At 71.8% G+C, this 25,306-nt stretch carries 24 protein-coding genes and 2 riboswitches; of the genes, 11 read left to right on the top strand and 13 right to left on the bottom strand.

Annotated features, from left to right (window positions below):
- The first annotated feature begins 15 nt into the window (after window positions 1-15).
- Window positions 16-438: a hypothetical protein gene (locus ACQPZP_RS15455; RefSeq protein WP_433478302.1), complete on the top strand. Its 423-nt coding sequence runs from the start codon at window positions 16-18 to the stop codon at window positions 436-438.
- Between the two features lie 71 nt (window positions 439-509).
- Window positions 510-1,559 (top strand): anthranilate phosphoribosyltransferase, encoded by a 1,050-nt coding sequence (gene trpD / locus ACQPZP_RS15450; RefSeq protein WP_433478301.1) that lies wholly within the window; start codon window positions 510-512, stop codon window positions 1,557-1,559.
- 38 nt (window positions 1,560-1,597) lie between these two features.
- Here trpD and ACQPZP_RS15445 read toward each other — a convergent pair whose 3' ends face one another.
- The 4 genes from ACQPZP_RS15445 to ACQPZP_RS15430 are packed head-to-tail and all read right to left on the bottom strand — an operon-like array spanning window position 1,598 to window position 5,607.
- Window positions 1,598-2,404: an ABC transporter permease gene (locus ACQPZP_RS15445; RefSeq protein WP_433478300.1), complete on the bottom strand. Its 807-nt coding sequence runs from the start codon at window positions 2,402-2,404 to the stop codon at window positions 1,598-1,600.
- A complete protein-coding gene (locus ACQPZP_RS15440) occupies window positions 2,404-3,318 on the bottom strand; it encodes an ABC transporter permease (protein WP_433478299.1) in 915 nt (304 codons plus the stop codon). The genes ACQPZP_RS15445 and ACQPZP_RS15440 overlap by 1 nt, the downstream gene beginning before the upstream one ends.
- Window positions 3,315-4,523 carry an ABC transporter substrate-binding protein gene (locus tag ACQPZP_RS15435; RefSeq protein ID WP_433478298.1) on the bottom strand — a complete coding sequence of 403 codons (1,209 nt, stop codon included), beginning with the start codon at window positions 4,521-4,523 and terminating at the stop codon, window positions 3,315-3,317. The genes ACQPZP_RS15440 and ACQPZP_RS15435 overlap by 4 nt, the downstream gene beginning before the upstream one ends.
- 49 nt (window positions 4,524-4,572) lie before the next feature.
- Entirely contained in the window at window positions 4,573-5,607 is a 1,035-nt protein-coding gene (locus ACQPZP_RS15430) for an ABC transporter ATP-binding protein (RefSeq protein WP_433478297.1), read from the bottom strand.
- Between the two features lie 79 nt (window positions 5,608-5,686).
- Here ACQPZP_RS15430 and ACQPZP_RS15425 point away from each other — a divergent pair, with 79 nt between their 5' ends.
- Together ACQPZP_RS15425 and ACQPZP_RS15420 are read left to right on the top strand one after the other, a co-directional pair.
- A complete protein-coding gene (locus tag ACQPZP_RS15425; RefSeq protein WP_433478296.1) occupies window positions 5,687-6,403 on the top strand; it encodes a FadR/GntR family transcriptional regulator in 717 nt (238 codons plus the stop codon).
- 16 nt (window positions 6,404-6,419) lie between these two features.
- Complete coding sequence (locus tag ACQPZP_RS15420; RefSeq protein ID WP_433478295.1) at window positions 6,420-7,112, top strand: cache domain-containing protein; 693 nt, start codon at window positions 6,420-6,422, stop codon at window positions 7,110-7,112.
- Between the two features lie 80 nt (window positions 7,113-7,192).
- On the opposite strand, the gene ACQPZP_RS15415 is transcribed toward ACQPZP_RS15420, so the two are convergent.
- The 3 genes from ACQPZP_RS15415 to ACQPZP_RS15405 all read right to left on the bottom strand — a co-directional run bounded on the left by ACQPZP_RS15415 (window position 7,193) and on the right by ACQPZP_RS15405 (window position 10,132).
- Window positions 7,193-7,480, bottom strand: a complete 288-nt coding sequence (locus ACQPZP_RS15415; RefSeq protein WP_132199018.1) for an Lrp/AsnC family transcriptional regulator — start codon at window positions 7,478-7,480, stop codon at window positions 7,193-7,195.
- Window positions 7,481-7,572: 92 nt separating this feature from the next.
- Entirely contained in the window at window positions 7,573-8,322 is a 750-nt protein-coding gene (locus tag ACQPZP_RS15410) for a rhomboid family intramembrane serine protease (protein WP_433478294.1), read from the bottom strand.
- A gap of 4 nt (window positions 8,323-8,326) precedes the next feature.
- Window positions 8,327-10,132, bottom strand: coding sequence for a DEDD exonuclease domain-containing protein (locus tag ACQPZP_RS15405; protein WP_433478293.1), 1,806 nt, complete (start codon window positions 10,130-10,132; stop codon window positions 8,327-8,329).
- Between the two features lie 290 nt (window positions 10,133-10,422).
- Here ACQPZP_RS15405 and ACQPZP_RS15400 point away from each other — a divergent pair, with 290 nt between their 5' ends.
- The 5 genes from ACQPZP_RS15400 to ACQPZP_RS15380 all read left to right on the top strand — a co-directional run bounded on the left by ACQPZP_RS15400 (window position 10,423) and on the right by ACQPZP_RS15380 (window position 17,556).
- Complete coding sequence (locus ACQPZP_RS15400) at window positions 10,423-11,688, top strand: NYN domain-containing protein (protein WP_433478292.1); 1,266 nt, start codon at window positions 10,423-10,425, stop codon at window positions 11,686-11,688.
- A 198-nt stretch (window positions 11,689-11,886) separates the two neighbouring features.
- Entirely contained in the window at window positions 11,887-12,918 is a 1,032-nt protein-coding gene (locus ACQPZP_RS15395; RefSeq protein WP_433478291.1) for an NlpC/P60 family protein, read from the top strand.
- 484 nt (window positions 12,919-13,402) lie between these two features.
- Window positions 13,403-13,606, top strand: a riboswitch (cyclic di-AMP (ydaO/yuaA leader).
- 121 nt (window positions 13,607-13,727) lie between these two features.
- A riboswitch (cyclic di-AMP (ydaO/yuaA leader) is annotated at window positions 13,728-13,897 on the top strand.
- Window positions 13,898-13,906: 9 nt separating this feature from the next.
- Window positions 13,907-14,719, top strand: coding sequence for a CHAP domain-containing protein (locus ACQPZP_RS15390; RefSeq protein WP_433478290.1), 813 nt, complete (start codon window positions 13,907-13,909; stop codon window positions 14,717-14,719).
- Between the two features lie 39 nt (window positions 14,720-14,758).
- Complete coding sequence (locus tag ACQPZP_RS15385) at window positions 14,759-16,171, top strand: hypothetical protein (RefSeq protein ID WP_433478289.1); 1,413 nt, start codon at window positions 14,759-14,761, stop codon at window positions 16,169-16,171.
- A complete protein-coding gene (locus ACQPZP_RS15380; RefSeq protein ID WP_433478288.1) occupies window positions 16,168-17,556 on the top strand; it encodes a M48 family metallopeptidase in 1,389 nt (462 codons plus the stop codon). Before ACQPZP_RS15385 ends, ACQPZP_RS15380 begins: the two co-directional genes overlap by 4 nt.
- A gap of 50 nt (window positions 17,557-17,606) precedes the next feature.
- On the opposite strand, the gene ACQPZP_RS15375 is transcribed toward ACQPZP_RS15380, so the two are convergent.
- The 4 genes from ACQPZP_RS15375 to ctaC all read right to left on the bottom strand — a co-directional run bounded on the left by ACQPZP_RS15375 (window position 17,607) and on the right by ctaC (window position 21,903).
- Entirely contained in the window at window positions 17,607-18,893 is a 1,287-nt protein-coding gene (locus ACQPZP_RS15375; RefSeq protein ID WP_433478287.1) for an Ig-like domain-containing protein, read from the bottom strand.
- A gap of 140 nt (window positions 18,894-19,033) precedes the next feature.
- Window positions 19,034-19,444: a cytochrome c oxidase subunit 4 gene (locus tag ACQPZP_RS15370; RefSeq protein WP_433468435.1), complete on the bottom strand. Its 411-nt coding sequence runs from the start codon at window positions 19,442-19,444 to the stop codon at window positions 19,034-19,036.
- Window positions 19,445-19,447: 3 nt separating this feature from the next.
- Complete coding sequence (gene ctaD / locus ACQPZP_RS15365; protein ID WP_433478286.1) at window positions 19,448-21,115, bottom strand: aa3-type cytochrome oxidase subunit I; 1,668 nt, start codon at window positions 21,113-21,115, stop codon at window positions 19,448-19,450.
- Window positions 21,112-21,903 (bottom strand): aa3-type cytochrome oxidase subunit II, encoded by a 792-nt coding sequence (gene ctaC, locus ACQPZP_RS15360; RefSeq protein ID WP_433478285.1) that lies wholly within the window; start codon window positions 21,901-21,903, stop codon window positions 21,112-21,114. The genes ctaD and ctaC overlap by 4 nt, the downstream gene beginning before the upstream one ends.
- 163 nt (window positions 21,904-22,066) lie before the next feature.
- Between ctaC and ACQPZP_RS15355 the strand changes: the two genes are divergently transcribed.
- Together ACQPZP_RS15355 and ACQPZP_RS15350 are read left to right on the top strand one after the other, a co-directional pair.
- Window positions 22,067-23,245, top strand: a complete 1,179-nt coding sequence (locus ACQPZP_RS15355) for a cysteine desulfurase family protein (protein ID WP_433478284.1) — start codon at window positions 22,067-22,069, stop codon at window positions 23,243-23,245.
- Complete coding sequence (locus tag ACQPZP_RS15350; protein WP_433478283.1) at window positions 23,242-23,547, top strand: sulfurtransferase TusA family protein; 306 nt, start codon at window positions 23,242-23,244, stop codon at window positions 23,545-23,547. The genes ACQPZP_RS15355 and ACQPZP_RS15350 overlap by 4 nt, the downstream gene beginning before the upstream one ends.
- Window positions 23,548-23,651: 104 nt before the next feature.
- Here the strand turns inward: ACQPZP_RS15350 and ACQPZP_RS15345 are convergent, their stop codons facing one another.
- Entirely contained in the window at window positions 23,652-24,638 is a 987-nt protein-coding gene (locus ACQPZP_RS15345; protein ID WP_433479613.1) for a carbohydrate kinase family protein, read from the bottom strand.
- Between the two features lie 172 nt (window positions 24,639-24,810).
- Window positions 24,811-25,173 carry a HesB/IscA family protein gene (locus ACQPZP_RS15340; protein WP_141577183.1) on the bottom strand — a complete coding sequence of 121 codons (363 nt, stop codon included), beginning with the start codon at window positions 25,171-25,173 and terminating at the stop codon, window positions 24,811-24,813.
- Window positions 25,174-25,306: the final 133 nt, after the last annotated feature.

The raw sequence follows: 25,306 nt of genomic DNA, 5'->3' as shown, positions 1-25,306 counted from the left end.
GTACTCTTCACGTCCATGAGCACCGCCCCGGAGAGCCCGATGAAGGTTCTCGTGTACAGCGACGACGCGAACACCCGCGCACAGATCCGGATGGCGATCGGCCGCCGCCCCGCAGCCGACCTCCCGAAGGTCGAGTTCGAGGAGTGCGCGACCCAGCCGGCGGTCGTGGCGCGGCTCGACCAGGGCGGCGTCGACGTCCTGGTCGTCGACGCCGAGGCGCAGCCCGCGGGCGGTCTCGGCGTGTGCCGGCAGGCCAAGGACGAGGTGTACGACTGCCCGCCCGTCCTCGCCGTCATCGGCCGCCGCGACGACGGCTGGCTCGCCACCTGGTCGCGCGCCGACGCCGTGGTGAGCCTGCCCATCGACCCGATGGCGCTCGCCCAGGCGCTCGCCGGCCTCATGCGCCACCGCCTCCAGCACCGCCTCCCGGCCCTCTAGGCCCGCGCGTTGTGAGCCCGCGCACCGCAGGCCCGCACGACCCGGCAGACCCGCACGACCCGGTAGGGGACATGGACGCGCGCACCACCTGGCCCGCACTGCTCAACGCCCTTGTGTCGGGCGACTCGCTGTCCCGCGAGGAGACCTCCTGGGCCATGAACAGCATCATGGCCGGGGAGGCCACGGACGCGCAGATCGCGGGCTTCGCGGTCGCGCTGCGCGCCAAGGGCGAGACGGTCGAGGAGGTCACCGGCCTCGCCGAGGGCATGATGGACAACGCCACGCCCATCGAGGTGCCGGGGCCCATCGCCGACCTCGTCGGGACGGGCGGCGACCGCGCCCACACCGTCAACGTCTCCACGATGGCCGCGGTGGTCGCGGCCGCGTCGGGCGTCCGGGTCGTCAAGCACGGCAACCGCGCCGCGTCGTCCTCGTGCGGCGCCGCCGACCTGCTGGAGCACCTCGGCGTCGCCATCGACCTCCCCCCGGAGGCGACCGCGCGGGTCGCCGGGGAGATCGGCATCACCTTCTGCTTCGCGCCGCTCTACCACCCCGCGCTGAAGTACGCCTCGCGCACCCGCAGCGAGCTGGGCACGCCCACGGTGTTCAACTTCCTCGGCCCGCTGACGAACCCCGCCCGTCCCTCCTCCCAGGCGGTGGGCGTGTTCCACCCGCGGATGGCCGGCGTGATGGCGGGAGTGTTCGCCGCCCGGGGCTGCTCGTCGCTGGTGTTCCGCGGCGACGACGGCCTGGACGAGCTCACCACCACCGGCACCTCGACGGTGTGGGTCGTCCGCGACGGCACGTCGACGGAGACGACCTTCGACCCGGCCGACCTCGGCATCCCGCCGGCGAAGCCGGAGGACCTGCGCGGCGCCGACGCCGAGTTCAACGGGCGCGTGGCGCGCGAGACGTTCGGCGGGCGGCAGGGACCCGTCCGCGACATGGTGCTGCTGAACGCCGCCGCGCTCATCGCCGCCTACGAGGGCGCGCCGTCTCCGGCCGAGCTCACCCGGACCCTGGCGGACGCCTACGAGCGCGCCGCGGTCGCCGTCGACTCCGGCGCCGCGAGCACCCTCCTCGACCGCTGGGTCGAGACCACCCGGAGCCTGCGCGCGTAAACCCGGCGCGACCGCGCGGCCCGGCGGGATCGGAGCGGTCAGACCCGCTGGGCGCCGGCGGAGAGGCGCTGGGCTATGTAGATCGGGATGATCGACAGCACGATCAGGGCCGCGGCCAGGACGTTGACGACCGGGGCCTGGTTCGGGCGGAACAGGTTGTTGAAGATCCAGATCGGCAGCGTCTCCGCGCCCGGGCCGGCCGTGAACGTCGTCACGATGATCTCGTCGAAGGACAGCGCGAACGACAGCAGCCCGCCGGCGAGCAGTGCCGAGCGGAGCGCCGGGAACGTCACGTACCAGAACGTCTGGAACGTGTCCGCCCCGAGGTCCGCCGACGCCTCCTCCAGGCTGGTGCCCGTCCGCCGGAGCCTGGCGAGGACGTTGTTGAAGATGGTGACGACGCAGAACGTCGCGTGCCCGACGATGACGGTGAACAGGCCGAGCCCGATCCCGAGCGGCTTCAGCACGACCTGGAAGGCGTTGCTGAGCGCGATGCCGGTGACGATGCCCGGCAGCGCGATCGGCAGCACGACGACCAGCGAGACGGTCTCCCGCCCGAAGAACCGGTACCGCGCCACCGCGAACGCCGCCATCGTGCCGAGCACGAGGGCGGCGGCCGTCGCGCCGAGTCCGGCCTTGACGCTGGTGAGGACGGCCTGCCGGGCGCCCTCGTTGTCCAGCGCCTGCGACCACCACCGCCCGGTGAACCCGGACGGCGGCCACCCGAACGTCTTGTCCGCGTTGACCGAGTTGATCAGCACGACGAGGAGCGGGACGTAGATGACGGCGAGACCGAAGGCCATGAGGACGCGCAGCGCGATCCGCGCGGCCGGCGAGAGGGTCATCACAGCTCCCTGAGGGCGCCGGTGCGGCGGGCCGCGGCGAGATAGCCGAGCATGACCACCACCGGGATCGTGGCGACCGCCGCCGCGAACGGCAGGTTGTTGGCGGCGCCGATGTTGTCGTAGACGACGTTGCCGAGCAGCTGGCTCCGGCCGCCGACGATCTTCACGGTGATGTAGTCGCCGAGCGACAGCGAGAACGTGAAGATCGACCCGGCCACCAGGGACGGGAACACCAGCGGCAGCATCACGGTGCGGAACGTGCGCAGCGGCCGGGCGCCGAGGTCGCCGGACGCGTCCAGCAGCGAGTCCGGGAGTCGCTCCAGGCCCGTGTAGACGGGCAGGATCATGTAGGGCAGCCAGAGGTAGGACAGGACCAGCACGGTCGCCGTCAGCCCGTAGCCCGGGCCGGACAGGCCGAACGGCCTGAGCACCTCGTCGACCAGGCCGCCCTGCGACAGCATCACGCGCCACGCGTACGCCTTGACGAGGTAGGCGGCCCACAGCGGCGCCAGGATCGCGATCATCAGGTACGGCCGGTACCTCGGCTTGGCGACCTTGGCCATGTACAGCGCCATCGGGAACCCGATCGCGGTGTCGATGACGGTGACGGCCACCGCGACGCCGAGGCTGCGCAGCGCCACCGTCCGGTAGACCGGCTCGTCCAGCAGCGTCTGGAAGTTGGAGAGGGTGAACTGCCGGACGACCTCGCCGGTGAAGACGTCGGTCGTCCAGAACGCGGTCAGGAAGATCGCGGCGAGCGCCCCGAGGTAGACGACGACCAGCCAGGCGAGCGGCGCCGACAGCAGCAGCGAGAGCCGCAGCCGCGGCCGGCGGTGCAGCAGGGCCGCCGCCCGGCGCCGGGGACCCGGCGCCGGGCGGACGTCCGTCCCGCCGGCCTTGGCGGTGACGGTCATCCCTTGATCGTGGTCCACGCCTGGGTCCACTTGGAGTAGTCGACGCACTTGACGTTCGTGCGCCCGTCGAGGCACTGCGCGATCGGCGTCGTCCAGAAGTGCACCTTGGAGAAGTAGTTCTCGTCGGTGGCATGGAAGGTGTCGCAGAACTTCTTGTCCGCGGTCTCCGCGCACGCCTTGGCGTTGGCCGGGGCCTCACCGAACCACTCGGCGACCTGCGCGTTCGTCTTCGGGGAGACGATCCAGTCCAGCCACTTGTAGGCGCAGTTGGGGTGCTTGGACTTGGCGCCGACCATCCAGGTGTCCGACCAGCCGGTGGAGCCCTCCTTGGGCAGCGTCACCTTGACCGGCGCCTTTTCGGCCTGGGCGAGGTTGGCGATGACCTGCCACGTCGTCCCGAGGACGGAGTCGCCGCTCTTGAACGCCTGCACCTCCTTGGTGTAGTCCGACCAGTACTCGCCGATGAGCCCCTTCTGGGTCTTCAGCAGCTCGACGGCCGCGTCGAACTGCTTCTGGTCGAGCGCGTACGGGTTCTTGATGCCGAGTTCGGGCTTGGCCGACATCAGGTAGAGGGCGGCGTCGGCGATGTAGATCGGCGAGTCGTACGCGGTGACCTTCCCCTTGTACGGGGAGTTCGGGTCGAACACCGCGCCCCACGAGTCGGGGGCGGTCTTCACCTTGTCGGTGCGCCACATCAGCAGGTTCGCGCCGCGCCCGTGCGGGATGCCGTAGGAGACGTTGTTCACCGAGTTCCACGGCTTCATCTTCAGGCCGGGGAACACGTCGGCGTAGTTCGGGACGAGCTTGGTGTTGACCGGCGCGACCGTCCCGGAGGCGATCAGCCGCAGCGACGCGTCACCGGAGGCGGAGACCGCGTCGTACTCGCCGGTCTTCATCAGCGTCACCATCTCGTCGGACGTCCCGGCGACCTTGGTGTTGACCTTGCAGCCGGTCTGCTTCTCGAACGGGGTGACCCAGTCGACCTTGGGGTCGTTGGAGCCGTCCTCGGCGTACCCGGCCCAGGCGACCAGGTTGACCTGGCCCTCGCCCTGCCCGACCGACTGCTGCATCGGAACCTTGGGGACCGTGAAGCCGCCCTGCCCGGCGGCGGTCGCCTTGTCGCCCGAGTCGCCGCCGCAGGCGGCGGCCGTCAGTCCGATCGCCAGCGTCGCCGTGGCGGCGAGCGCCATGCGCGTGGACCACATGGGGAACTCCTTATTTTTCGGGGGTTTCGGAGGTTCTTGCGGGGTTGGTTCAGGAAGCGGGCGCCGGCGCGGGGCCGGTGCCCGAGACATGGAACTCGTGTGCTTCGTGCCAGCTGATCCGGACGCGCGCGCCGCGGTGGCCCATCACGTCCATTGAGGAGGTGCGCAGGTTCTGCTGCAGCGCCACGACCCGGTCCCCCGACTCCAGATCGATGACGAACCGGGTCACCGCGCCCGCGTAGACGACCTCGGCGACCGTCCCGAGCGCCTGCCGGTCCCCCGTGCCCGGCCCGCCCGCCGTGTCCGCGCCGTCCCCGGTGTCGACGTGGATCTTCTCCGGCCGGACGCAGACGTCGCCGATCCGGTTGGAGGTCCCCACGAAGCCCGCGACGAACTCGGTCGCGGGACGCTCGTACACCTCGGCGGGCGTGCCGACCTGCTGGACCCGGCCGCGGTCGAGCACGGCGACCCGGTCGCTGAGGGTCAGCGCCTCCTCCTGGTCGTGGGTGACGAACACGAACGTGATGCCGACCCGCCGCTGGATGCTCTTCAGCTCGACCTGCATCTCCTCGCGCAGCTTCAGGTCGAGCGCGCCGAGCGGCTCGTCCAGCAGCAGCACCTTCGGCTCGTTCACCAGGGCCCGGGCGAGCGCGACCCGCTGGCGCTGGCCGCCCGACAGCTCGCCGGGACGGCGCGACCCGAGGCCGTCGAGCCGGACGCTGTGCAGCGCCTCCAGCGCCCGCTCACGGCGCTTGGCCTTCGGCACCCGCCGCACCCTCAGGCCGTACTCCACGTTGCGGAGCACGTCCATGTGCGGGAAGAGCGCGTAGTCCTGGAAGACGGTGTTGACGTCGCGGTCGAACGGGGCGAGCCCCGTCACGTCCCTGCCGCCGAGCTCGACCGTCCCGGACGTGGGCCGCTCGAAGCCCGCGATGAGCCGCAGCACGGTCGTCTTCCCGGACCCGGACGGGCCGAGCATCGAGAAGAACTCGCCGTCCCCGATGTCGAGGTCGACGCCCGCCACCGCCTCGACGGTGCCGAAGGTCTTGCGCAGATCGCGGATCCTCACCGCTGAAGCCGGCATGACACGAAAACATATGGAGTCATAGGTTTCAGTTCAAGTGATGTTCCGGTATCACTGTGTCAATACCGGGAGGGGGCCCATGGAAAGCGCGCACCGCGTCGTGTTCGCTCCGGTCGACAACACCGCGCGGGTGCACGCGGTCGTCCGGCGGCTCAGCGACGCGATCGCGCTCGGTCTCCTCGGCGACGGCGAGCATTTGCCGAGCGAGACCGACCTGGCGGGACATCTCGGTGTATCAACGGTCACACTACGCGAAGCGCTGATGGCCTTGCGTCAGCAGGGCCTCATCGAGACCCGCCGCGGGCGCGGCGGCGGCAGCTTCGTCAGGGCTCCCGCCAGGCAGTTCGACCTCGACGAGCGGCTGCGTTCGCTCAGCGCTGAAGAGCTCCGCGACCTCGGCGACCACTACGCCGCCATCGCCGGCGCCGCCGCGCGGCTCGCCGCGGCGCGGTCGCTGCCCGGCGACGTCCGGCGGCTGCACCGGTCCCTGGAGGAGATGGCGGGGACCGAGCCGGGCGAGGGCATGTGCCGGCTGGACGGCCGGCTCCACCTGGAGGTCGCCGCCGCGTCCCAGTCCGGGCGGCTCACCAGGGAGGAGATCCGGCTGCAGGCCGAGATCGGGCCGCTCATCTGGGCCGTGCACGACCTGCCCGACCGGCGCGGCCGCGTCGACGCCGAGCACGCCGGGATCGTGGACGCGATCGAGGGCGCAGACGACGCCCGAGCTCGCGATGTGGCTGAAAGTCACGTCTTAAATGCGGTAGAACGTCTGATTGAACGACGGCTCGCACTCTGAGACCCGAGGGGGACCCATGCTCGCCGAGCCCCCGGCCGTCGGCGCGGCGGCCGCGCACGTCCGCGCCACCCTGGACGGCGTCTTCACGACCGTGGCCCAGGTGCGCGATGCGACGGCCCGCGGCCTGGAGGACGTCCGGCGCACCGGCCGCGCGCCCGTCCGCGCCGACCTCGAACGGCTCCGCCCGCTGCTGTTCGCGCGCCTCGGCCCGCTCATCTGCGGCCTCGGGTTCATCGCCGCACCCGGGCTGCTCGCCGACGCCGCCTGGTACCTGGAGTGGTGGCAGACCGGCCCGGCCGGCCGCCCGGCCCAGCTGCTGCGCGACCTGAACCCCGAGAGCAGCGCCCTGTACGACTACACGCGCTGGGAGTGGTTCACCGGCCCGGAGGGCGGCGCGGAGAAGACCGTCTGCGGCCCGTACGTCGACTACCTGTGCAGCGACGAGTACGTCCTCACGCTGTCGGTGCCGGTGCACGTCGCCGGGACGTTCGTCGGCGTCGCCGCCGCCGACGTGTTCGCCCGGACGTTCGAGAACGAGGTCGTCCCGGCGCTGCGGGAGATCCCCGCCCCCGCGTTCGTCGTCAACGCCCCCGGCCGCGTCATGGCGTCCAACAGCGCCAGCTGGCCCCCCGGTGCCGTCTACCGCGGCACCCCCGGCCACGCCTGCGGCGACGGTGTTCATTGCGTAACCCTTGGCGTCGGACCCTAGAGGCCCTCCTTCGGCGGGCGACGCGGCGATCGCACGCCTCGAGGTCGTTGACGGCCGAGGAGGTGGCTGAGGTACGCGCGTCAGTCGGCGTCCGGGAGGCCCAAGGCGAAGGCTTGTTCCAGGTCGTGCTGGGAGTAGGTGCGGAACGCGATGTGGGTCTCGGTGCCGACGATGCCGGGGACCTTGTTGAGGCGGCCCGGGATGACGTCGTTCAGTTCCTCGTGGCGGCGCACCCGGACCATCGCCATGAGGTCGTGGTCGCCGGTGATGGAGTACACCTCGCTCACGCCGTCCAGCGCGGCGATCGTCTCGGCCACCTCGTGGATGCGCGCGACGTCGGCCTTGACGAACACGATCGCAGTGACCACTTCACCCTCCCCTGGGAGTCGGACACTCCGACCCTACCGGGGCCCGCTCGCGTCATTCTGAGGGGACGACCCCCGGCGCCCGCGAGATCCGCTCAGCCGCGGCTCAGGGCCGCGAGGCGCCGGGCGGGGCCGGCCCGGCGGGCGAGGACCGCGAACAGGACGCCGGCGACGAAGCCGTAGATGTGCGCGGTGTAGGCGACGTTGCTCTTCTCGTCGCCCAGCGACAGCCACTGCAGGACGAACCAGTACCCGAGCACCACCCACACCGGCAGCCGGATCACGATGACCGGCGGCACCCAGCTGACCACGCGGCCCCGCGGGTTGAGGATCACGTAGGCGCCCATCACCCCGGCGATCGCCCCGGACGCGCCGATGAGCGGGACGGTGGAGTCGGGCGAGGTCCACGCGAACCCGTAGACGGCGACCAGCCCGAACGCGAGATAGGCGAGCAGGTAGCGCCAGCGGCCGAGCCGGTCCTCCACGCCCATGCCGACGACGAACAGGAAGACCAGGTTGCCCAGCAGGTGCAGCGCGCCGGAGTGCAGGAACATCGAGGTGAACGCCGACGTCCAGGGGGACTTGCCGTAGCTCGCGGGCCCGCAGTCGTGCACGACGTCGGCCGGCAGCGGCTGCCGGTCGCCGGTCGTCAGCTCCTTCGGCACCGCGCCGTACTCGAACGTGAACTCGGCGGCCTTGCACTCGCGGACCTTGCCCTCGCCGTACCAGGCGGAGAAGTTCGACATCGGGGTGAGCAGGAAGACCACCACGTTGACGGCGATCAGCAGGTAGGTCACCCAGGGGACGCGCCGCGCCGGCTGGCTGTCATAGAGAGGCAGGGCCACGTCGTCACCTTAGTGGGCGGCCGGGCCTGGAGTGGGACGCCTCCCGCCGCTCGAACGGCCTCTCGTAGGCCTTGTCGATCCACTCGCGGAGGCCCTCGGCGCCGTGCACGGGGCACGTCCACGGGCCGTCGACCTCGACCAGGCGGACGCCCGGCAGGTCGAGCCAGCGCAGCACGCACTCCATCTCCTCGGCGGTGGCGCCCGCCGAGGGGGGCGCGCCGAGCGCGACGCCGCCGGGCGCCTCGCCCGACGGCGGGAACACCGTCTCGGCCGTCGCGATCAGGGCGTCGACATAGGGCCGGGGCCGCGCGTTCGGGGGGACGGTCCCGGCGGCGGCGAGCCGGCCGTACCGCACCACCGACAGCTCCCACCCGCCGTCGAACGCGGGCCGGGCCGCCACCAGCTCGGGCAGCCGGGCCAGCGCGGCGAGCCGCTGCCCGCGCGCGGCGGCGCGGACGAACGCGGCGAGCCGGTCGCGCTGGGCGGCCGCCTCCTCGTAGCGCAGCTCGGACGCCAGCCGGTCGATGCGCACCTGCGCGGCGGCCACCACGGGACGGACGTCGCCCTCCATGATCGAGCGGGCCGTCCCGGCGTGCACGGCGTACGCGTCGGCGGACTCGCGGCCGTCGCAGGGCGCGCCGCAGCGGCCTATCTCGGCGAGCGCGCACGCGCGCGTCTTGCCGCGCTCGATCAACCGGAGCGTCAGCCGCTGGGTGCACTGCCGCAGCGGGACGGCCTCGTGCAGCGCGGCGCGCGCCTCCTCGGCCTGCCGGCGCGACGAGATCGGCCCGAGGTAGCGGGCGCCGTCGGCGCGGCACTCCCGGACTATGGACAGCCGGGGGAACGGCTCCACCGTGAGCTTCAGCCAGATCGCCCGCTCGGGGAACTTGGAGCGGCGGTTGTAGCGCGGCTTGTGCTCGGCGATGAGCCGCAGTTCGCGGACCTCGGCCTCCAGCCCGGTGGCGCACACGATCGTCCGGACGTTCTCGGCGAGGCCGACCATCTCGCGGACCCGCCACCGCGTCTCGGAGCCGGTGAAGTAGCTGCGGACGCGCGAGCGCAGGTCGCCGCTCTTGCCGACGTACAGCACCTCGCCTTCGTGGTCTTCGAACAGGTACACGCCCGGGGTGGACGGGACGTCGTCGGCGAGGTGGCGCTTGCGGCGCTGCTCGGGGGTGGGGGCCTTGGCGAAGCCGCGCATCTCCTCCAGCGAGGTGACGCCGAACGAGCCGATCCGCTCGATCAGGCCGTGCAGGACCTCGACGGTGGCGCGGGCGTCGGCGAGGGCCCGGTGCGTCGGCTCGTTGGACGTCCGGAAGAAGCGGGCCAGCGTGCCGAGCTTGCAGTTGGGCACCTCGTCACGGGACAGCACGCGCCGCGCCAGGTCCACGGTGTCGACGACGGGGAACGCGGGCCAGGCGTAGCCGTTCGCGGCGCACGCGGCCTTGAGGAAGCCGATGTCGAACGAGGCGTTGTGCGCCACCAGCACGCAGCCGCGGGCGAACTCCAGGAACGCCGGCAGCACCGACTCGATGCGCGGCGCGGCGGTCACCATCGCCGTGGTGATGCCGGTCAGCGCGGTGATGAACGGCGGGACGGGCCCGCCCGGATCGACCAGCGTGCCGAGCTCGCCGAGTTCCTCTCCCCCGCGCACCTTGACCGCCCCGATCTCGGTGATGGCCGAGTCGGCGGCCGAGCCGCCCGTCGTCTCCAGATCGACCACCACGAAGGTGACCTCGCTGAGCGGGGTGCCGAGGTCGTCCAGGGTTCCCTGTACACCGGCCCCTTGGACACCGTGCGCAGCCGTCATGTGCGCGACCGTAGAGGACCCCACCGACAGAACCCCGGGCCGCTAGGGTTGGGGTGCGCCGGCACGTCCCGCCGGGCGGGGGCCACGGGGCGGCATGGGGAACCCGGCGCGAACCGTCCGATCACGACGTTCGCCCTGGTTAAGGCGCAGAGCGCTCGGGAACACACAGCCCACCGGCGGCGCAGCCCGGAAGGAGCGGGATCATCGACAGCGGCCCCGAAGCGACCCCCGGCGGCGCGGAGTCCGCGGAGAAGCTCGGCCGCCCGCTGCCCGAGGCGGTGCGGCAGGGCGTGGTGGAGGTCGCCGCCGAGCTGATCGGGTCGCTGCCCCCGGACGAGGTCCCCGTGCCGCTGCGCCGGTTCGCGCGGTTCGAGCGCCGCAAGCGCGCCAAGCTCGCGGGCCAGCACATCGCGGCGGTGCTGGAGAAGGACGCGGGGTTCCGCCGGCGGGTCGCCGAGCCGCTCCGCGCGGCGCAGGCCGACCTGGTGGAGGCGGTCGAGGGCGGGGACGTGCCGCCGGCCGCCGACCCGGTCCGCGTCGCGGTGCTGGCCTACCTGCTGCGCCCCGCGGGCTGGACGGAGCTCGTCGAGGCCGCCCGCGAGGAGCTGGAACGCTCCGCGACCGCGTCCGAGGAGGAGGCGGCCGAGCGCCGCGTCGCCGCGCTGAAGGAGGAGCTGGCCGCCACCCGCTCCGCCCGCGGCGCCGAGCTGGACAAGCTGCGGGGCGAGCTGCGCGAGACCAAGGCGGAGGTGGCGGAGCTGCGCCGTAAGCTGCACGAGGCGCGCACCCGTTACCGGGCGGCGGAGGAGCGCGCCGGCGCGGTCGCGGCGGAGGCCGAGCGGGAGCTCGCCGCCGCGCGCGAGTCGACCGCCGCGTCCGAGAAGGAGCTGCGCAGGCTGCGGGCCCGCGCCGTGCAGGCGGAGGCCGCCGCGGAGGCCGCCAAGCGGGCCGCGCGCGAGGGGCGCAACGTCGACGACGTCCGGCTGCGGATGCTGCTCGACGCGCTCATGGACGCGGCGCAGGGCGTCCGCCGCGAGCTTGCCCTGCCCTCCACGATCGGCCGCCCCGCGGACGCGGTCGGCGGGGCGGAGCCGGACCGGCCGGCGCATCGCGCGCTCCCCGGCCGGGCGTTGTCCGACAGCGATCCGCAGCTGCTCGACCGGCTGCTCACGCTGCCGCAGGTGCATCTGGTGGTGGACGGCTACAACGTGACGAAGACCGGGTACGGCGAGCTGCCGTTGTCGGATCAGCGCAACCGGCTGCTGTCCGGGCTCGGCGGCCTGGCCGCGCAGACGCGCGCCGAGGTGACGTGCGTGTTCGACGGCGCGGAGCTGGACGCGCCGGTGGCCATCGCCGCGCCGCGCGGCGTCCGGGTGCTGTTCAGCCGGCCCGGGCAGACCGCGGACGAGCTGATCGGCGAGCTGGTGCGGGCGGAGCCGCCGGGCCGGTCCGTCGTGGTGGTGTCGTCCGACCGGGAGGTCGCCGACGCGGCGCGGCGCGCCAACGCGCGCCCCTGCCCGTCCTCGCTCCTGCTGCGCCGGCTGGGCCGGTCCTAGAGCCGGCCCTGGGGCCGCCGGTCATAAGACCCCCATAAGGCTGTCATAAGGGAAGCCTCGCATTAAGTGATCATGACGTCACGAAAAGTGGACAATGTCCAAGGATGTCAATCAAAGAGTGACGAATCGGTTGTGGCAGCTGTTGCCCGTCGCTAGTGTCGTCCGCTGACGTCGTGGACGAGAGGGGCGAGACCGACCGTGGCCAATGATCTCATCGGGGAAAGAGCGCAGGAGCGTGACCGGAGGGGCGGCTCGGCGACCCGAGGCGTCTCCCGTCGCCTGGCGGCCGTCGCCTGCCTGACCGTGACGGTCTCCCTGGCCTCCGCCCCGGTGGTGGCGCACGCGGAGCCCAAGCCGACCAGGGCCCAGGCCCAGAAGAAGCTCGACAAGCTCAACGACCTGATGGACCAGAAGGTCGAGCAGTACAACCAGAACATGGAGAAGCTCAAGGTCGCCAAGAAGAAGCTCGACGCGGCGACCAAGGCGAGCAAGCAGGAGCAGGCGACCTTCGAGGAGCAGCGCTCCGCGATCGCCAAGATGGCGGCCGCCGCCTACAAGAACGGCGACTCGACGGACGTGACGGGTTTCGTCGGCAGCAACGACCCGCAGGCGATCCTGGACCAGGCCGCCGTCTTCTCCCACCTGTCTCAGGAGCGCAGCTCCCAGCTCACCCAGTTCCTCGCGACCGCCCAGCGGCTCCGCCGCGAGCAGGCCCAGGCCAAGACCGCCTACAACGAGGTGAAGTCGAAGCAGGGCGACCTGAAGAAGCAGAAGCAGGAGCTCGACAAGCAGGTCGCCAAGCAGAAGGCTCTGGTGGGCCGGCTCGGCGGCGGGACGCCCAGCGGCTCGGGCCCCACCGGCGGCAGCTACAACGGCCCGGCCAGCGGCCCGGCCCGTGTGGCGCTCAACTTCGCCTTCGCCCAGAAGGGCAAGCCGTACGAGTACGGCGCCACCGGCCCGAGCACCTACGACTGCTCCGGCCTGACGATGAAGGCGTGGGCCGCCGCGGGCGTCAACATCACCCGCACCACCAACTCCCAGTTCGCGGCCACCAAGCGGGTCGACAAGGCGGACCTTCAGCCCGGCGACCTGGTGTTCTTCAGCGGCCTCGGCCACGTCGGCATGTACATCGGCAACGGGCAGATGATCCACGCCCCGCACACCGGCGACGTCGTGAAGATCTCGTCCGTCGACGGCCACGGCAGCTACTACGGCGCCGGGCGTCCCTGACGCTCACCGCGGCCCCGCGCGGGGCTTCCATCGACAACGGACCGGGCTTGACCTGGTCCGTTGTTGATTTTGGGGGGGTTTGCCTTCTGTTGGGGCTTTGGTACCTTGTCACCACTCACGGCGCTCTCCATGCGCCATGGTCCCGCGGCGCCCACCAGGCGCTTCGGTCACACGCGGCGCATCCAGCGGCCGCGTGACGGCGGCGCGAGCCACGCGCCGCTCCCCCCGAGGACGGTGCGATCCACGTGCCGTCCCGCGGCACCGGAGAGTGCCGCACGGGTCTGCACGCAGACCCATGGCCGGCCCGGCCCACCGTGCGCACGCCCGCAGCGTGCATGGCGCTGAGAGCGCTGCCACGGCGGCGATCACGGGTCAGGCCCCGGACGGGCCCCGGGACTGGGAGCCGTCCGCACACAACACAGGCGCCGCTCTTTCGCACGCGGGAGACAGGTCCCGCGCCGGGCCCCATCTCGCCCCCAGGATCGCAGCGGCAGCGCCGAGTCCGCCTCAGCGCGGAACCGGGGACCCACATCGGCCGGAGTCCGGGGAACCTCCCTGGACGGGTGGTTCCGGCACCCGGGGTGAATCGGTGCGTCTCTCCCGGCCCCGTTCCGGTGAGAGCCCGCCGTAGGGCCACTTCCACGCCCGAACCCGTCAGCTAACCCGGTAGGCGTCTGGAAGAAGCGAAGGAGTGAATTCCGCAGCGTTACCTGGGCGTGGCCGCCCATCGTGCGGCCACGCCCCACCACCCCCTGCGCTCCGCGGGCGCCCCCGCCCGCCGAGCCCCCCATCCGAACCGGCGTGCCCCGTGCACGTCACCGCCGAGTCCGCGGACCGTCCTGCGCGCATGCGCGGCGGGCGCGGAGCCGGGGACCCACTGTGTCCTTTTTCGGGGTGAATCGGCCTGTCCGCGGGCCGTAGGGCGCCTTCCATGCCCGAACCCGTCAGCTAACCCGGTAGGCGGCATGGAAGCCGAGGAGAACCCCCCGTGCCACGCACGCACCGCAAGAAGCTCCCGGGCAAGCACCGGAAGCCGCACTCCCTGTCCATCACGTGGCGGACGACCGGCGGCGTCATCGTCGGCGCCGCCGTGCTCGGCACCGCCGCCGCGACCGCGCAGGCGTCGGTCCTGCCGTTCGGTTCCGGCCCCGCGGCGTCCGCGGCGGCCGACCTGACCGCCGGGAAGAAGACGCACGGCGGCTCGTCCAAGAGCTCGTCCGAGAGCACGTCCAAGGACGGGCCCAGGACGTCCCGCGGCAAGGACGCGCCGAGAGGCCGGCCGAAGAAGCCGTCCGGGAGGTCGTCGAAGTCGCGCCCCACCGCCGCGCAGGCCATCGAGCTCGCCCGGTCCCAGGTGGGCGTCGGAGAGGACGGCGGCGGCGAGACCAAGTTCCAGAAGTGGTACATGGGCACCTCCCGGGCGCGGCAGACGCTCGCGCGCGACGGCGGCTCCCTCAGCGGCTACAGCGACGCGAACTGGTGCGACATGTTCGTCTCCTGGGTCGGCGACCAGATCGGCTTCAGCGACCAGATCGGCAGCGACGCCTGGACGATCGCGCACGCGCGCTGGTTCCAGGACAACGGCCGCTGGGGGACCGAGCCGAAGCCCGGCGCGATCGTCTTCTATGCCTGGGACGGCGGCAAGTCCGTCGACGACATCCGGCACGTCGGCATGGTGATCAAGAAGGTGGACGACGGCACCGTCGAGACCGTCGAGGGCAACACCGGCAACGCCGTCAAGATCAAGGAACGCCCGACCGGAGACGTCGTCGGCTACGGCTACCCCGACTACAAGCCGTGATGCCGCCGCCTCCCCCGCCGGCTGCATAGGATCGCGCCCATGAAGGACGGTCCCGGGCAGGACGGCTCTGTGCAGGACGCCCCCGTTCCGGACGACGCCGTGCCGGACGACGCGGCGCTGGAAAACGCCGTGCCGGACGGTGGGCAGGACGGCCCCGTGACGCGGCGCAGGGTGCTCGCCCTGGGCGCGGGCGGGGCCGCCGTGCTGCTCGCCGGAGGCGCCGCCCTGCTCGGCTCGCGGTCCGCCGGGAGCGGGACCGCGTCTGCGGGCGCGTCCGGCGCCCGCACCTCCCGGGCCGCGGGGACGATCAGCCCGGAGGGGGCCGCCACCGTCCTCGCCAACCGGGCCCGCGCCGTCCGGAACGGCGACCGCATGGCGTTCCTCGCCACGGTGGGCGACGCCCCTCCCGCCTTCCAGGACGCCCAGTCCCGCATGTACGACAACCTCCGGAAGCTTCCGCTGGAGGGCTGGCAGGAACGGCTTCTCGCCACCCAGGCCATGGACGGGAAGAGCGCCGTCGTCCGCGTCGAGATGCGCTACCGGCTGCATGGCTTCGACAAGGGCTATGTGGGCCGCACCCGTTACCTCACGCTGACCCCGCGCGCCGGGACCTGGACGATCGCCGGCGACGGGACCTCCCACGGGCTCACCGACGACGCCGACATCTGGGACGCCGGCCCCCTGACCGTAGTCAGGGGGCGCGCCGGCCTCGTCATCGGCGACGCCGCCGGACTCGACGGCATCGCCGCGCGGCTGGACGCCGCCGTCCCGGTCGTCACGGGCGTCGTCGGGAAGGGTTGGGCGCAGCGGGTCGTCGCGCTCGTCCCCGCCGACGCGAGCCTCGCCTCCGCGCTCGCCGGCCCCGGGCAAAGCCTCGGCGAGATCGCCGCGCTCGCCACCGTCGCGCCGCCGGCGCGGTCCGCGGGAGGAGGATCCCCCGCACCCTCCGGGGCGCCTTCGGCCGCGGGCGGCCGCGGCGAGGACCGCGTCATCATCTCCCCCGGCACGTTCGGCCGCCTCAACGAGCTCGGCCGCGACGTCGTCCTGACGCACGAGCTCACCCACGTCGCCACGGGCGGCGCCCGGGACCGGCGGACCCCGCTGTGGCTGATCGAGGGCTTCGCGGACTATGTCGGCTACCGGCGCGTCAAGATCGGCGTCCGGTCCGCGGCGGGCGAGCTGCACCGCGAGGTCGCCGCCGGGCGGGTGCCGTCCGCGCTCCCGGCCGCCGCCGAGTTCGCCGGCGGCTCCCCGCGCCTCTCCCAGGCGTACCAGGAGGCATGGCTCGCCTGCCGGATGGTGGCCGACCGGTACGGTGAGGCGACGCTCGTGCGGCTGTACCGGGCCGCCGGGCGCGTCCCGGAGGCCACCGCGCTGCGCGACGTGCTGGGCCTCACCCGGGACCGCTTCACCGCCATGTGGCGTGACTATGTGAAGAAGGAGCTCGGATGAGCGAGACGGAGGCCGGCCAGAGCCGCGCCGACACCACGGCGCGGGCGCCGTCCGGGCCGGACCGGACACGGCGGCCCCGGATCGCCGCCGCCCTCTCCGCCGCCGTGCTCTTCGCCGGGGTCGCGGCCGTCCTGGCCCTGACCACCCCGTGGAACCCGCTGCCCGGGCACGTCCCCGGCGGGCATGTGAAGGCCGACCCCGCCCTGGACTTCACCCCCGCCGAGATCGCCCGCTCCAAAGCGTTCGACTCGGCCGTCAACCCGCCCGCCTACGCGGGACTCGCCGTCGGCCTCGTGCTCATCCTCGTCCTCGGCCTCACCCCGCTGGGCGCCCGTCTCCTGGGCTGGGTCACCGCCCGCCCCCGCCCCCGGTGGCTCCGCGTCATCGTCGCCTCGCTGGCGCTGACCACGCTGCTGCGCATCGCCGGACTGCCGTTCGACATCTGGAGCGAGTCGGTGCTGCGCCGGTACGGGCTCTCGACGCAGAGCTGGCCCGCATGGCTTGTGGACCAGCTGAAGTCCCTCGGCGTCACCTGGGTGATGTACGCGATCGCGCTGCTGCTCCTCTACGCCCTCGTCCGCCGCTTCCCGCGCTACTGGTGGACCGGCGCCGCCGCGGGCGGGTTCGTCCTCGTCGTCCTCGTCTCGTTCATCTACCCGATCGCCGTCGAGCCGCTGTTCAACAAGTTCCACTCGCTGCCGCAGGGGCAGCTGCGCACCGAACTGCTGGAGATGGCCGCCCGGGACGGGGTGCCCGTCAAGGACGTCCTCGTCGCCGACGCGTCCCGCAGGACGACGTCGCTCAACGCCTACGTGTCCGGATTCGGCTCCACGCGCCGCATCGTCCTGTACGACACGCTGCTCAAGTCGCCGCGCCCGCAGGTCGAGTCGATCGTCGGGCACGAGCTGGGCCACGCCAAGCGCAACGACGTCCTGTGGGGCACGCTCGTGGGCGCGCTGGGCATCTCCGGGGCGCTGTGCCTGCTCTACCTCCTGATGACGTCTCCGCGCCTCCTGCGGCGCGCCGGGCTCGACCCGGGCGGCGGCCCGGAACCCGCACGCGGCGGCGGCGCGGCCGACCCGCGGTCCGTCGCGCTCCTCCTCGCGCTGGTGACGGCCGGGACGACGCTCGCGGCGCCCGTCCAGAACCTCGTGAGCCGCCGCATCGAGGCCCGCGCCGACGCGCACGCGCTGAACCTCACCCGCGACCCGTCGACGTTCGTGTCGATGCAGCACGAGCTGTCGGTGCGCAACATCTCCGACCTGAGCCCCGACGCCATGGAGTACCTGCTGTGGCTCACGCACCCCTCGGGCCCTGACAGGATCGCCATGGCCCGCGACTGGGCCCGCATGCACCGCGTGGAGGTCCCCCCGCCGCTGCGCTGACCCCGTCGCGGCGCCGTGGGACGCCCGGCGCCCCACGGCGTCGCGATGACTCAGTTGCCCTCCGCCCGCTGCTTCTCCGGGGCCTTGGGCTTGGCGCCCTGCTGCTTCTGCTGCGCGGACAGCGTCGCGGCGTCCACGTGCGGGGCCGTCGTCACCGACCGCTTCAGCGCGCTGCCCTTCACCCAGTCGTTCCATTTCACCTGCCAGTAGCCCCAGCCGTTCTCCGGCTCCAGCTCCCGGCTGCTCCCCGTCACCCTCACCGGGTCGCCCCGCAGGGACATCTTGTAGAACCAATTGGCGTTGGAAGGGCTGATGTTGATGCAGCCGTGGCTGACGTTCACGGAGCCCTGGCTGCCGACCGACCAGGGCGCGCTGTGGACGAACTCGCCGCTATTGGAGATCCGCACCGCCTTGTAGACGGTCAGGCTGTAGTACCCGGGGCAGCCGGGGCCGCAGCCCATCCAGCCCGACGTCATGACCGTGGGGTCCTGTTTGTCCATCGCCAGATGGACACCGTTGGTGGTGGTGAACATGCGGGAACCGCCCCGGCCCATGCTCGTCGGAATGGTGCGGGCCTTCTTGCCGTTGATCTTCACCACCATTTTGTGGCTGTCCTCGCCGGCCGTGGACACGTGCGAGTCCCCGATCTTGAAGGCGACGCCGTAGTTCTTGCCGCCGTAGACGCCCGTACCGGTGCGCACACCGGCGAGATGGGCCTTGAACGACACCTTCGTGTGCGCCGGCCAGTACTTCTTCGTCCGGAACACGACCTCCTGGTCGCCGAACCAGCGCCAGGCGCCCTCGACCGTCCGGTCCGCGGTGACCTCGAGGGCCCGCTCGACCGCCGCCCTGTCCTTCACCCGGCGGGCGAAGCGCATGATGATCGGAATGCCGACGCCGACGGTCTCCTTGTTGTACGGCGCCTCGATCATGACCTTGTTCGTCTTCCGCACCCCGGCCGTGGAGAAGGCGCTGCGGACGGTACTGGTCCGGCCGTCCTTCCCGAGGGCCGTGGCGTCGACGGTGTACGTCGTTCCCGGTTCGAGCGTCCACCGGGACCGCCATCGCGTCCGGTCGGCGTTCAGGTCGCCCTCGACCTCGCCCCTGTTCGCCGACACCCGCACGTTCTCGATCGTGCCGCTCTGCGCCTCGACGGCGATGGGGCTGTCCGGGCGCAGCTTCCCGCCGCCTCCGCCCGGCGACACCGCCAGCTTCACGGCTTCCGCGCCGTCCGGTGCGCTGTCCTCCGAACACGCCGCGGCGCCCGCGACCACGCTGGCGCCGACGAGGACGGCGGCGGCGCGCCGTCCCCGGTCTCCCGGTCGTGAGCCACTCACCCGCATGTGGACCCCCCGGTCGTCCTCCTGGGCGATCGGTCCGCCTGCCCAGCCCGGTCGCTGGAACGGCGCCCAGTATGTGAAAGGGCCGGTACCCGCAAAAAAGCGGACACCGGCCCCCGATGGGGTTCTTTTACTGATCAGTGGGCGAAATGACCCCGGTAGTACTCGAAGACCAGACCGATCGTCGTGAGAATTGCGGCGGACACGCCGAGAATGACCAGCCACCAGCCGAACACGATGCCGAGCGCCACGGCCGTGGCCGACAGGGCCACGAACAGCGGCCACCAGCTGTGCGGGCTGAAGAAGCCCAGCTCGCCCGCCGCGTCCGCGATCTCGCCCTCCGGGTCGTCCTCGTACAGCGGCCCCGCGTTGGCGCGCTCAAGGCGCCGGACGGTGAAGTGGACGTAGAACCCGATGAGCCCGGCGAGGCCCACCGCGAGCGCGAGCGCCGTCGTGCCCGTCCAGTCCTTGGACCAGAGCCAGTACACGACGTCGGTGGCGAGGAAGAAGACCGCGCACCCGTAGAACATGAACGCCTGGACGCGCATCGGCTACTCCCCCTTCGTCCCGGCCAGCTCGCCCTTGGCACCCACGTGCGGGTGGTGCAGGTCGAACGCCGGCCGCTCGGAACGGATCTTCGGGATCGAGTTGAAGTTGTGCCTCGGCGGCGGGCAGGACGTCGCCCACTCCAGGGAGGCGCCGTAGCCCCACGGGTCGTCGACCTCGACGCGCTTGCCCCGCTTCCACGTGATGTAGACGTTGTAGAAGAACGGCAGCACGGAGGCGCCGAGGAGGAACGAGAAGACGGTGGAAACCTCGTTCATCCCTTGGAACTCGCTGGCGTAGTCGGCGTACCGGCGCGGCATGCCCGCGGCGCCCAGCCAGTGCTGGATCAGGAACGTCCCGTGAAAGCCGATGAACAGCATCCAGAAGTGGATCTTGCCGAGGGTGTCGTTCAGCATCTTGCCGGTCCACTTCGGCCACCAGAAGTAGAAGCCGGCGAACATCGCGAACACCACGGTGCCGAAGACGACGTAGTGGAAGTGCGCCACCACGAAGTAGGAGTCCGACAGCTGGAAGTCCATCGGCGGCGACGCCAGGATGACGCCGGTCAGCCCGCCGAACAGGAACGTCACGAGGAAGCCCAGCGACCACAGCATCGGCGACTCGAACGTCAGCTGCCCTCGCCAGATCGTCCCCACCCAGTTGAAGAACTTCACCCCCGTGGGCACGGCGATGAGGAACGTCATGAAGGAGAAGAACGGCAGCAGCACCTGGCCGGTGACGAACATGTGGTGCGCCCACACGGTGACGGACAGGCCCGCGATGCTGATGGTCGCGAACACCAGCCCGATGTAGCCGAAGACGGGCTTGCGGCTGAACACCGGGAGGATCTCGGTCACGATGCCGAAGAACGGCAACGCGATGATGTAGACCTCCGGATGCCCGAAGAACCAGAACAGGTGCTGCCAGAGCAGCGCGCCCCCGTGCGCGGCGTCGAAGATGTGCGCGCCGAGCTTGCGGTCGGCCTCCAGCGCCAGCAGCGCGGCGGCGAGCACCGGGAACGCCAGCAGCACGAGGATGGACGTCAGCAGGACGTTCCACGTGAAGATCGGCATCCGGAACATGGTCATGCCCGGCGCCCGCATGCACAGGATGGTGGTGATGAAGTTGACCGCGCCCATGATGGTGCCGAAGCCCGACATGGCCAGGCCGATCACCCACATGTCGCCGCCGACGCCCGGGGACCGGACCGCGTCCGACAGCGGGGCGTAGGCGAACCAGCCGAAGCTGGCCGCGCCGCCCGGGGTCAGGAAGCCCGCGATGACGATCAGGCTGCCGAACAGGAACAGCCAGTACGCCAGCATGTTCAGCCGGGGGAACGCCACGTCGGGCGCGCCGATCTGCAGCGGCATGATGACGTTGGTGAAGCCCGCGAACAGCGGCGTCGCGAACATCAGCAGCATGATCGTGCCGTGCATGGTGAACAGCTGGTTGAACTGCTCGTTGCTGACGAACTGCAGCCCCGGCCTGAACAGCTCCGCACGCATGACCAGCGCGAGGACGCCGCCGAACAGGAACATCAGGAACGAGGTGATCAGGTAGAGGTAGCCGATCACCTTGTGGTCGGTGGACGACATCCAGGAGGCGATGATGCGCCCCTTGCTCGTCCGCGGCGCGGCGATCGACGCGCTCGGTGCGTGACTTGTCGCGGTCACTTGGCACCTCCCGCGGCCAGTGCTTGCTTCGAATCGGCGATGAACCTGTCGTACTGCTGGGGCGTCACGACCTTGAGCTGGAACAGCATCCGGCTGTGGTCCACGCCGCAGAGCTCGGCGCAGCGGCCCTCGTACGTGCCGGTCTTGTTCGCCGTGAACTCGAACTCGTTGGTGTAGCCCGGCATGACGTCCTTCTTGTAGATCAGTGCCGGAACCCAGAACGAGTGGATGACGTCGTTGGAGTGGAGCCGCACGCGGACCGTCTCACCCGAGGGGATCGTCATGACCGGCTTGGCCGGCGCGGGCCCGTTCGGAGCGACGGGCTGGCCGACGACGGAGGCGACCGTCTGCTCCTTGCCCGTGGTGTTCTTCTCCTTGTAGTCGAACTGCCAGCTCCACTGGAACGCGGTCACGTCGACGACCACCTGGGGGTTCTTGGTGGTCTTCTCGACGAAGTTCTCGTCCCGGGCGGTGAAGTAGAACAGGACCGCGATGATGACGAACGGGACCGCCGTATAGAGGATCTCGATCGGCATGTTGTAGCGGACCTGCGGCGGCAGGTCGTCGGAGCGCTTGCGGTGGAACAGCACCGCCCAGATGATGAGGCCCCAGACGACGGCCCCGACCGCGAACGCCGCGATCCAGGAGCCCTGCCAGAGCTTCAGCATGCGCTCGCCCTGGACGCTGATCGGCTCGGGCATGCCCAGGCGGCTGCCGCTGCACGCGGTCGCGGACAGCGCCAGCAGGCCTAGCGCGCCGGCGCTTTTCAATGCGCGGCGACTGCGCACAGGCGTACGCCGCTCCCTAGAGCGGGTCGGACTCACGGAATGCCTTCCCCACAGATGAAAGCCCGGTCTACCGGGCGGTGAGATCAGTCTTCACACGTGTGGTGGACACCCTAGCGTGAGGGTCGCGCGAACCCCCGATCGGGTGCCCGGTTAGTGTTTTCGCGTGGCCCCATCGAGCGCACCGGGCGGCTATTTCGACGCCGCGTCCACCGAGCCGCCGCATCCCGCGGCCCGGTCCGCGCTGCTGGAGGCGCTGGACGCGGCCTGGGCCGATCCCGCCCGGCTGTACGGGACGGCCCGCGGCACCCGCGTCCTGCTCGACCGGGCCCGCGCGCGTGTCGCCGGTGTCCTGGGCGCCCGTCCGGGCGAGGTGTCGTTCACCTCCTCGGGCACCCAGGCGGTGCACCTGGCGGTCCTCGGGGGGCTCCAGGCGCGCCGCCGCACCGGGCGGCACCTCGTGGTGAGCGCGGTGGAGCACTCCAGCGTGCTGCACGCCGCCGAACGGCACGAACAGGACGGCGGTGAGGTCACCGTCGTCGGCGTCGACCGGACGGGCCGCGTCGACCCGGCGGAGTTCGTCGCCGCGCTGCGCTCCGACACGGCGCTGGCGTGCCTGCAGTCGGCCAACCACGAGGTCGGCACGGTCCAGCCCGTCGCCGAGGTGGCGGAGGGCTGCCGTGCCGTCCGGGTCCCGCTGTTCGTGGACGCGGCGCAGTCGCTGGGCCGGGCGGAGGTCCCGGGCGGCTGGTCGCTCCTCGCCGGCAGCGCCCACAAGTGGGGCGGCCCCGCCGGCGTCGGCGTGCTCGCCGTCCGCAAGGGCACCCGCTGGCGGTCGCCGCTGCCCGCCGACGAGCGGGAGGCGCGCCGCGTCCCAGGGTTCGAGAACGTTCCGGCCATCGTGGCGGCGGCGGCCGCGCTGGAGGCCTACCGCGCCGACATGGCGGCGGACGCGCCGCGCCTCTCCGCCCTGGTGGACCACATCCGGGCGGAGGTCCCACGTACCGTGCCCGACGTCGAGGTGGTGGGCGACCCGGTCCGGCGGCTGCCGCACCTGGTGACGTTCTCCTGCCTGTACGTGGCGGGCGAAGCGCTGCTCACCGAACTCGACCGGCTGGGTTTCGCGGTTTCGTCCGGCAGCTCGTGCACGGCGGATACGCTGCGTCCAAGCCACGTGCTAGAGGCGATGGGAGTGATTACCCATGGGAACGTGCGGGTATCGCTGCCGCGTGGCGTCGGTTCGGAGGACGTCGGACGGTTCCTCGCCGCGCTCCCCGATGTCGTCGCCCGCCTCCGCCGGACGACGATGAACACCTTCGAGACAGGGAGGCGGTCGAGCCCATGAGGTTCCGAGGCCGCGCCAAGACCGGCCCGCCGCCCGGCGACGCGGCGCGCCCGGCGGAGCCGGACGGCCCGCCGCCCGTGCTCGTCATCGACGCGCTCGGCCGCAAGTGCCCCATCCCGATCATCATGCTCGCGGAACGGATCCGGGAGGTCCCGGTCGGGCAGGTCGTCGCCGTCCTCGCCGACGACGCCGCCGCCCGCACGGACGTCCCCGCCTGGTGCCGCATGAAGTCCCAGGACTTCGTCCGCGAGGAGACCCTCCAGCAGGGCGGCTGGGGTTTCCACATCCGCCGCACGTACTAGCCGCGCTTACCAGCCGCACCGGCCGCGTACCGGGACGGGCGAGAACTGGTGAGAACGCGCGCGGGGCCGCGCCGTGCCGGCGCGGCCCCGCTGCGTACCGTCCGCTACGGCGTCGGGCAGGACACCAGGGCGGCGATCTCCGCGGCGGCGTCCGCGCCGTAGACGCCCGTGAACCGGTCGAGGAACGCCTGGCGGCCCAGCGTGTACTCCTGGGGCCCGGCGGCTTCGAGGGCGTGGGCGGCGATGGCGTTGCCGACCTGGGCGGCGCGTTCGAGCGGCAGGTTCCAGGCGGTGGCCGACAGGAAGCCGGCCCGGAAGGCGTCGCCGACGCCCGTCGGGTCGACGACCGTCTCTACCGGGACGCAGGGGACGTGCACGCCCTCCTCGCCCGCGCGGTCGATCACCACGCCCTTCGCGCCGAGGGTGGTGACGCGGACGCCGACGCGGGACAGGATCTCCTCGCCCGACCAGCCGGTCTTCTCCTCGGCGAGGGCCTTCTCGTACTCGTTGCTGAACAGGTAGGCGGCGCCGTCGATGAGGCGGCGGACGTCGGCGCCCTCCATCCGGGCGAGCTGCTGGGACGGGTCGGCGGCGAACGGGATGCCGCGGGAGCGGCACTCGTCGGTGTGCCGCAGCATCGCCTCGGGGTCGTTCGGGCTGATGACGACGAGGTCGAGGCCGCCGACCCGGTCGGCGACCGGCTGGAGCTCGATGGAGCGGGCCTCGCTCATGGCGCCGGCGTAGAACGTGGCGATCTGGTTCTGGTCCTGGTCGGTGGTGCACAGGAACCGCGCCGTGTGGTGGATCTCGGACACGTGCACGGACGCGGTGTCGACCGCGTGCCGTTCGAGCCAGGAGCGGTAGTCGGCGAAGTCGTCGCCGACGGAGCCGACGAGGATGGACTCCTTGCCGAGGCTGCCCATGCCGAAGCAGATGTTGGCGGCGATGCCGCCGCGGCGGATCTCCAGCTCGTCCACCAGGAAGGATAGGGACACCCGGTGCAGCTGGTCGGGCAGGAGCTGGTCGGTGAACCTTCCGGGGAAGGTCATCAGATGGTCGGTCGCAATGGAACCGGTCACGGCGATGCGCACGGCGTCGCTCTCCTCGTCGTGGTCGTCCGGCTGTTTCACCGGCTGTTCGAACCCGGACAGGGTACTTCCCATCGCACCATAGATCGCGGCCGCGCGGCGGCCGGGGTAGCGAAAAGGGGCGGCCCGGGCACCCTGGCCCGGCCCGCCCCTCGCGAGTCTCGCGCTCGGCCGCTCAGTTGAAGGAGTCGCCGCAGGCGCACGAGCCCGACGCGTTCGGGTTGTCGATCGTGAAGCCCTGCTTCTCGATCGAGTCGACGAAGTCGATGGTGGCGCCGGTGAGGTAGGGCGCGCTCATCCGGTCGACGCGGACCGACAGGCCGCCGAAGTCCTGGATCTGGTCGCCGTCCATCTCCCGCTCGTCGAAGAAGAGCTGGTAGATCAGGCCGGAGCAGCCGCCCGGCTGCACGGCGACACGCAGCGCAAGGTCGTCGCGGCCCTCCTGCTCGAGCAGGCCCTTGGCCTTCTCGGCGGCGGCGTCGGTGAGGATGACGCCCTGCTGCGTGGTCTCCTGCGTGGTCTCGCCTGAAACCGTCATGTGTTCAGCTCCCGGGTCTCGCTGCGCCGCGGTGCGGCGGACTGTGCATGTCCTGGCGGACGTCTCCAAAGAGACAACGTACCTCGCCACAAGGCCATTCCGCGTATCGGCCATGTTTAACGCCAGGGGACGG

Source organism: Spirillospora sp. CA-142024 (assembly GCF_050942325.1).
Classification (GTDB): domain Bacteria; phylum Actinomycetota; class Actinomycetes; order Streptosporangiales; family Streptosporangiaceae; genus Spirillospora.
This window is presented reverse-complemented; position numbering and strand designations above follow the sequence as displayed.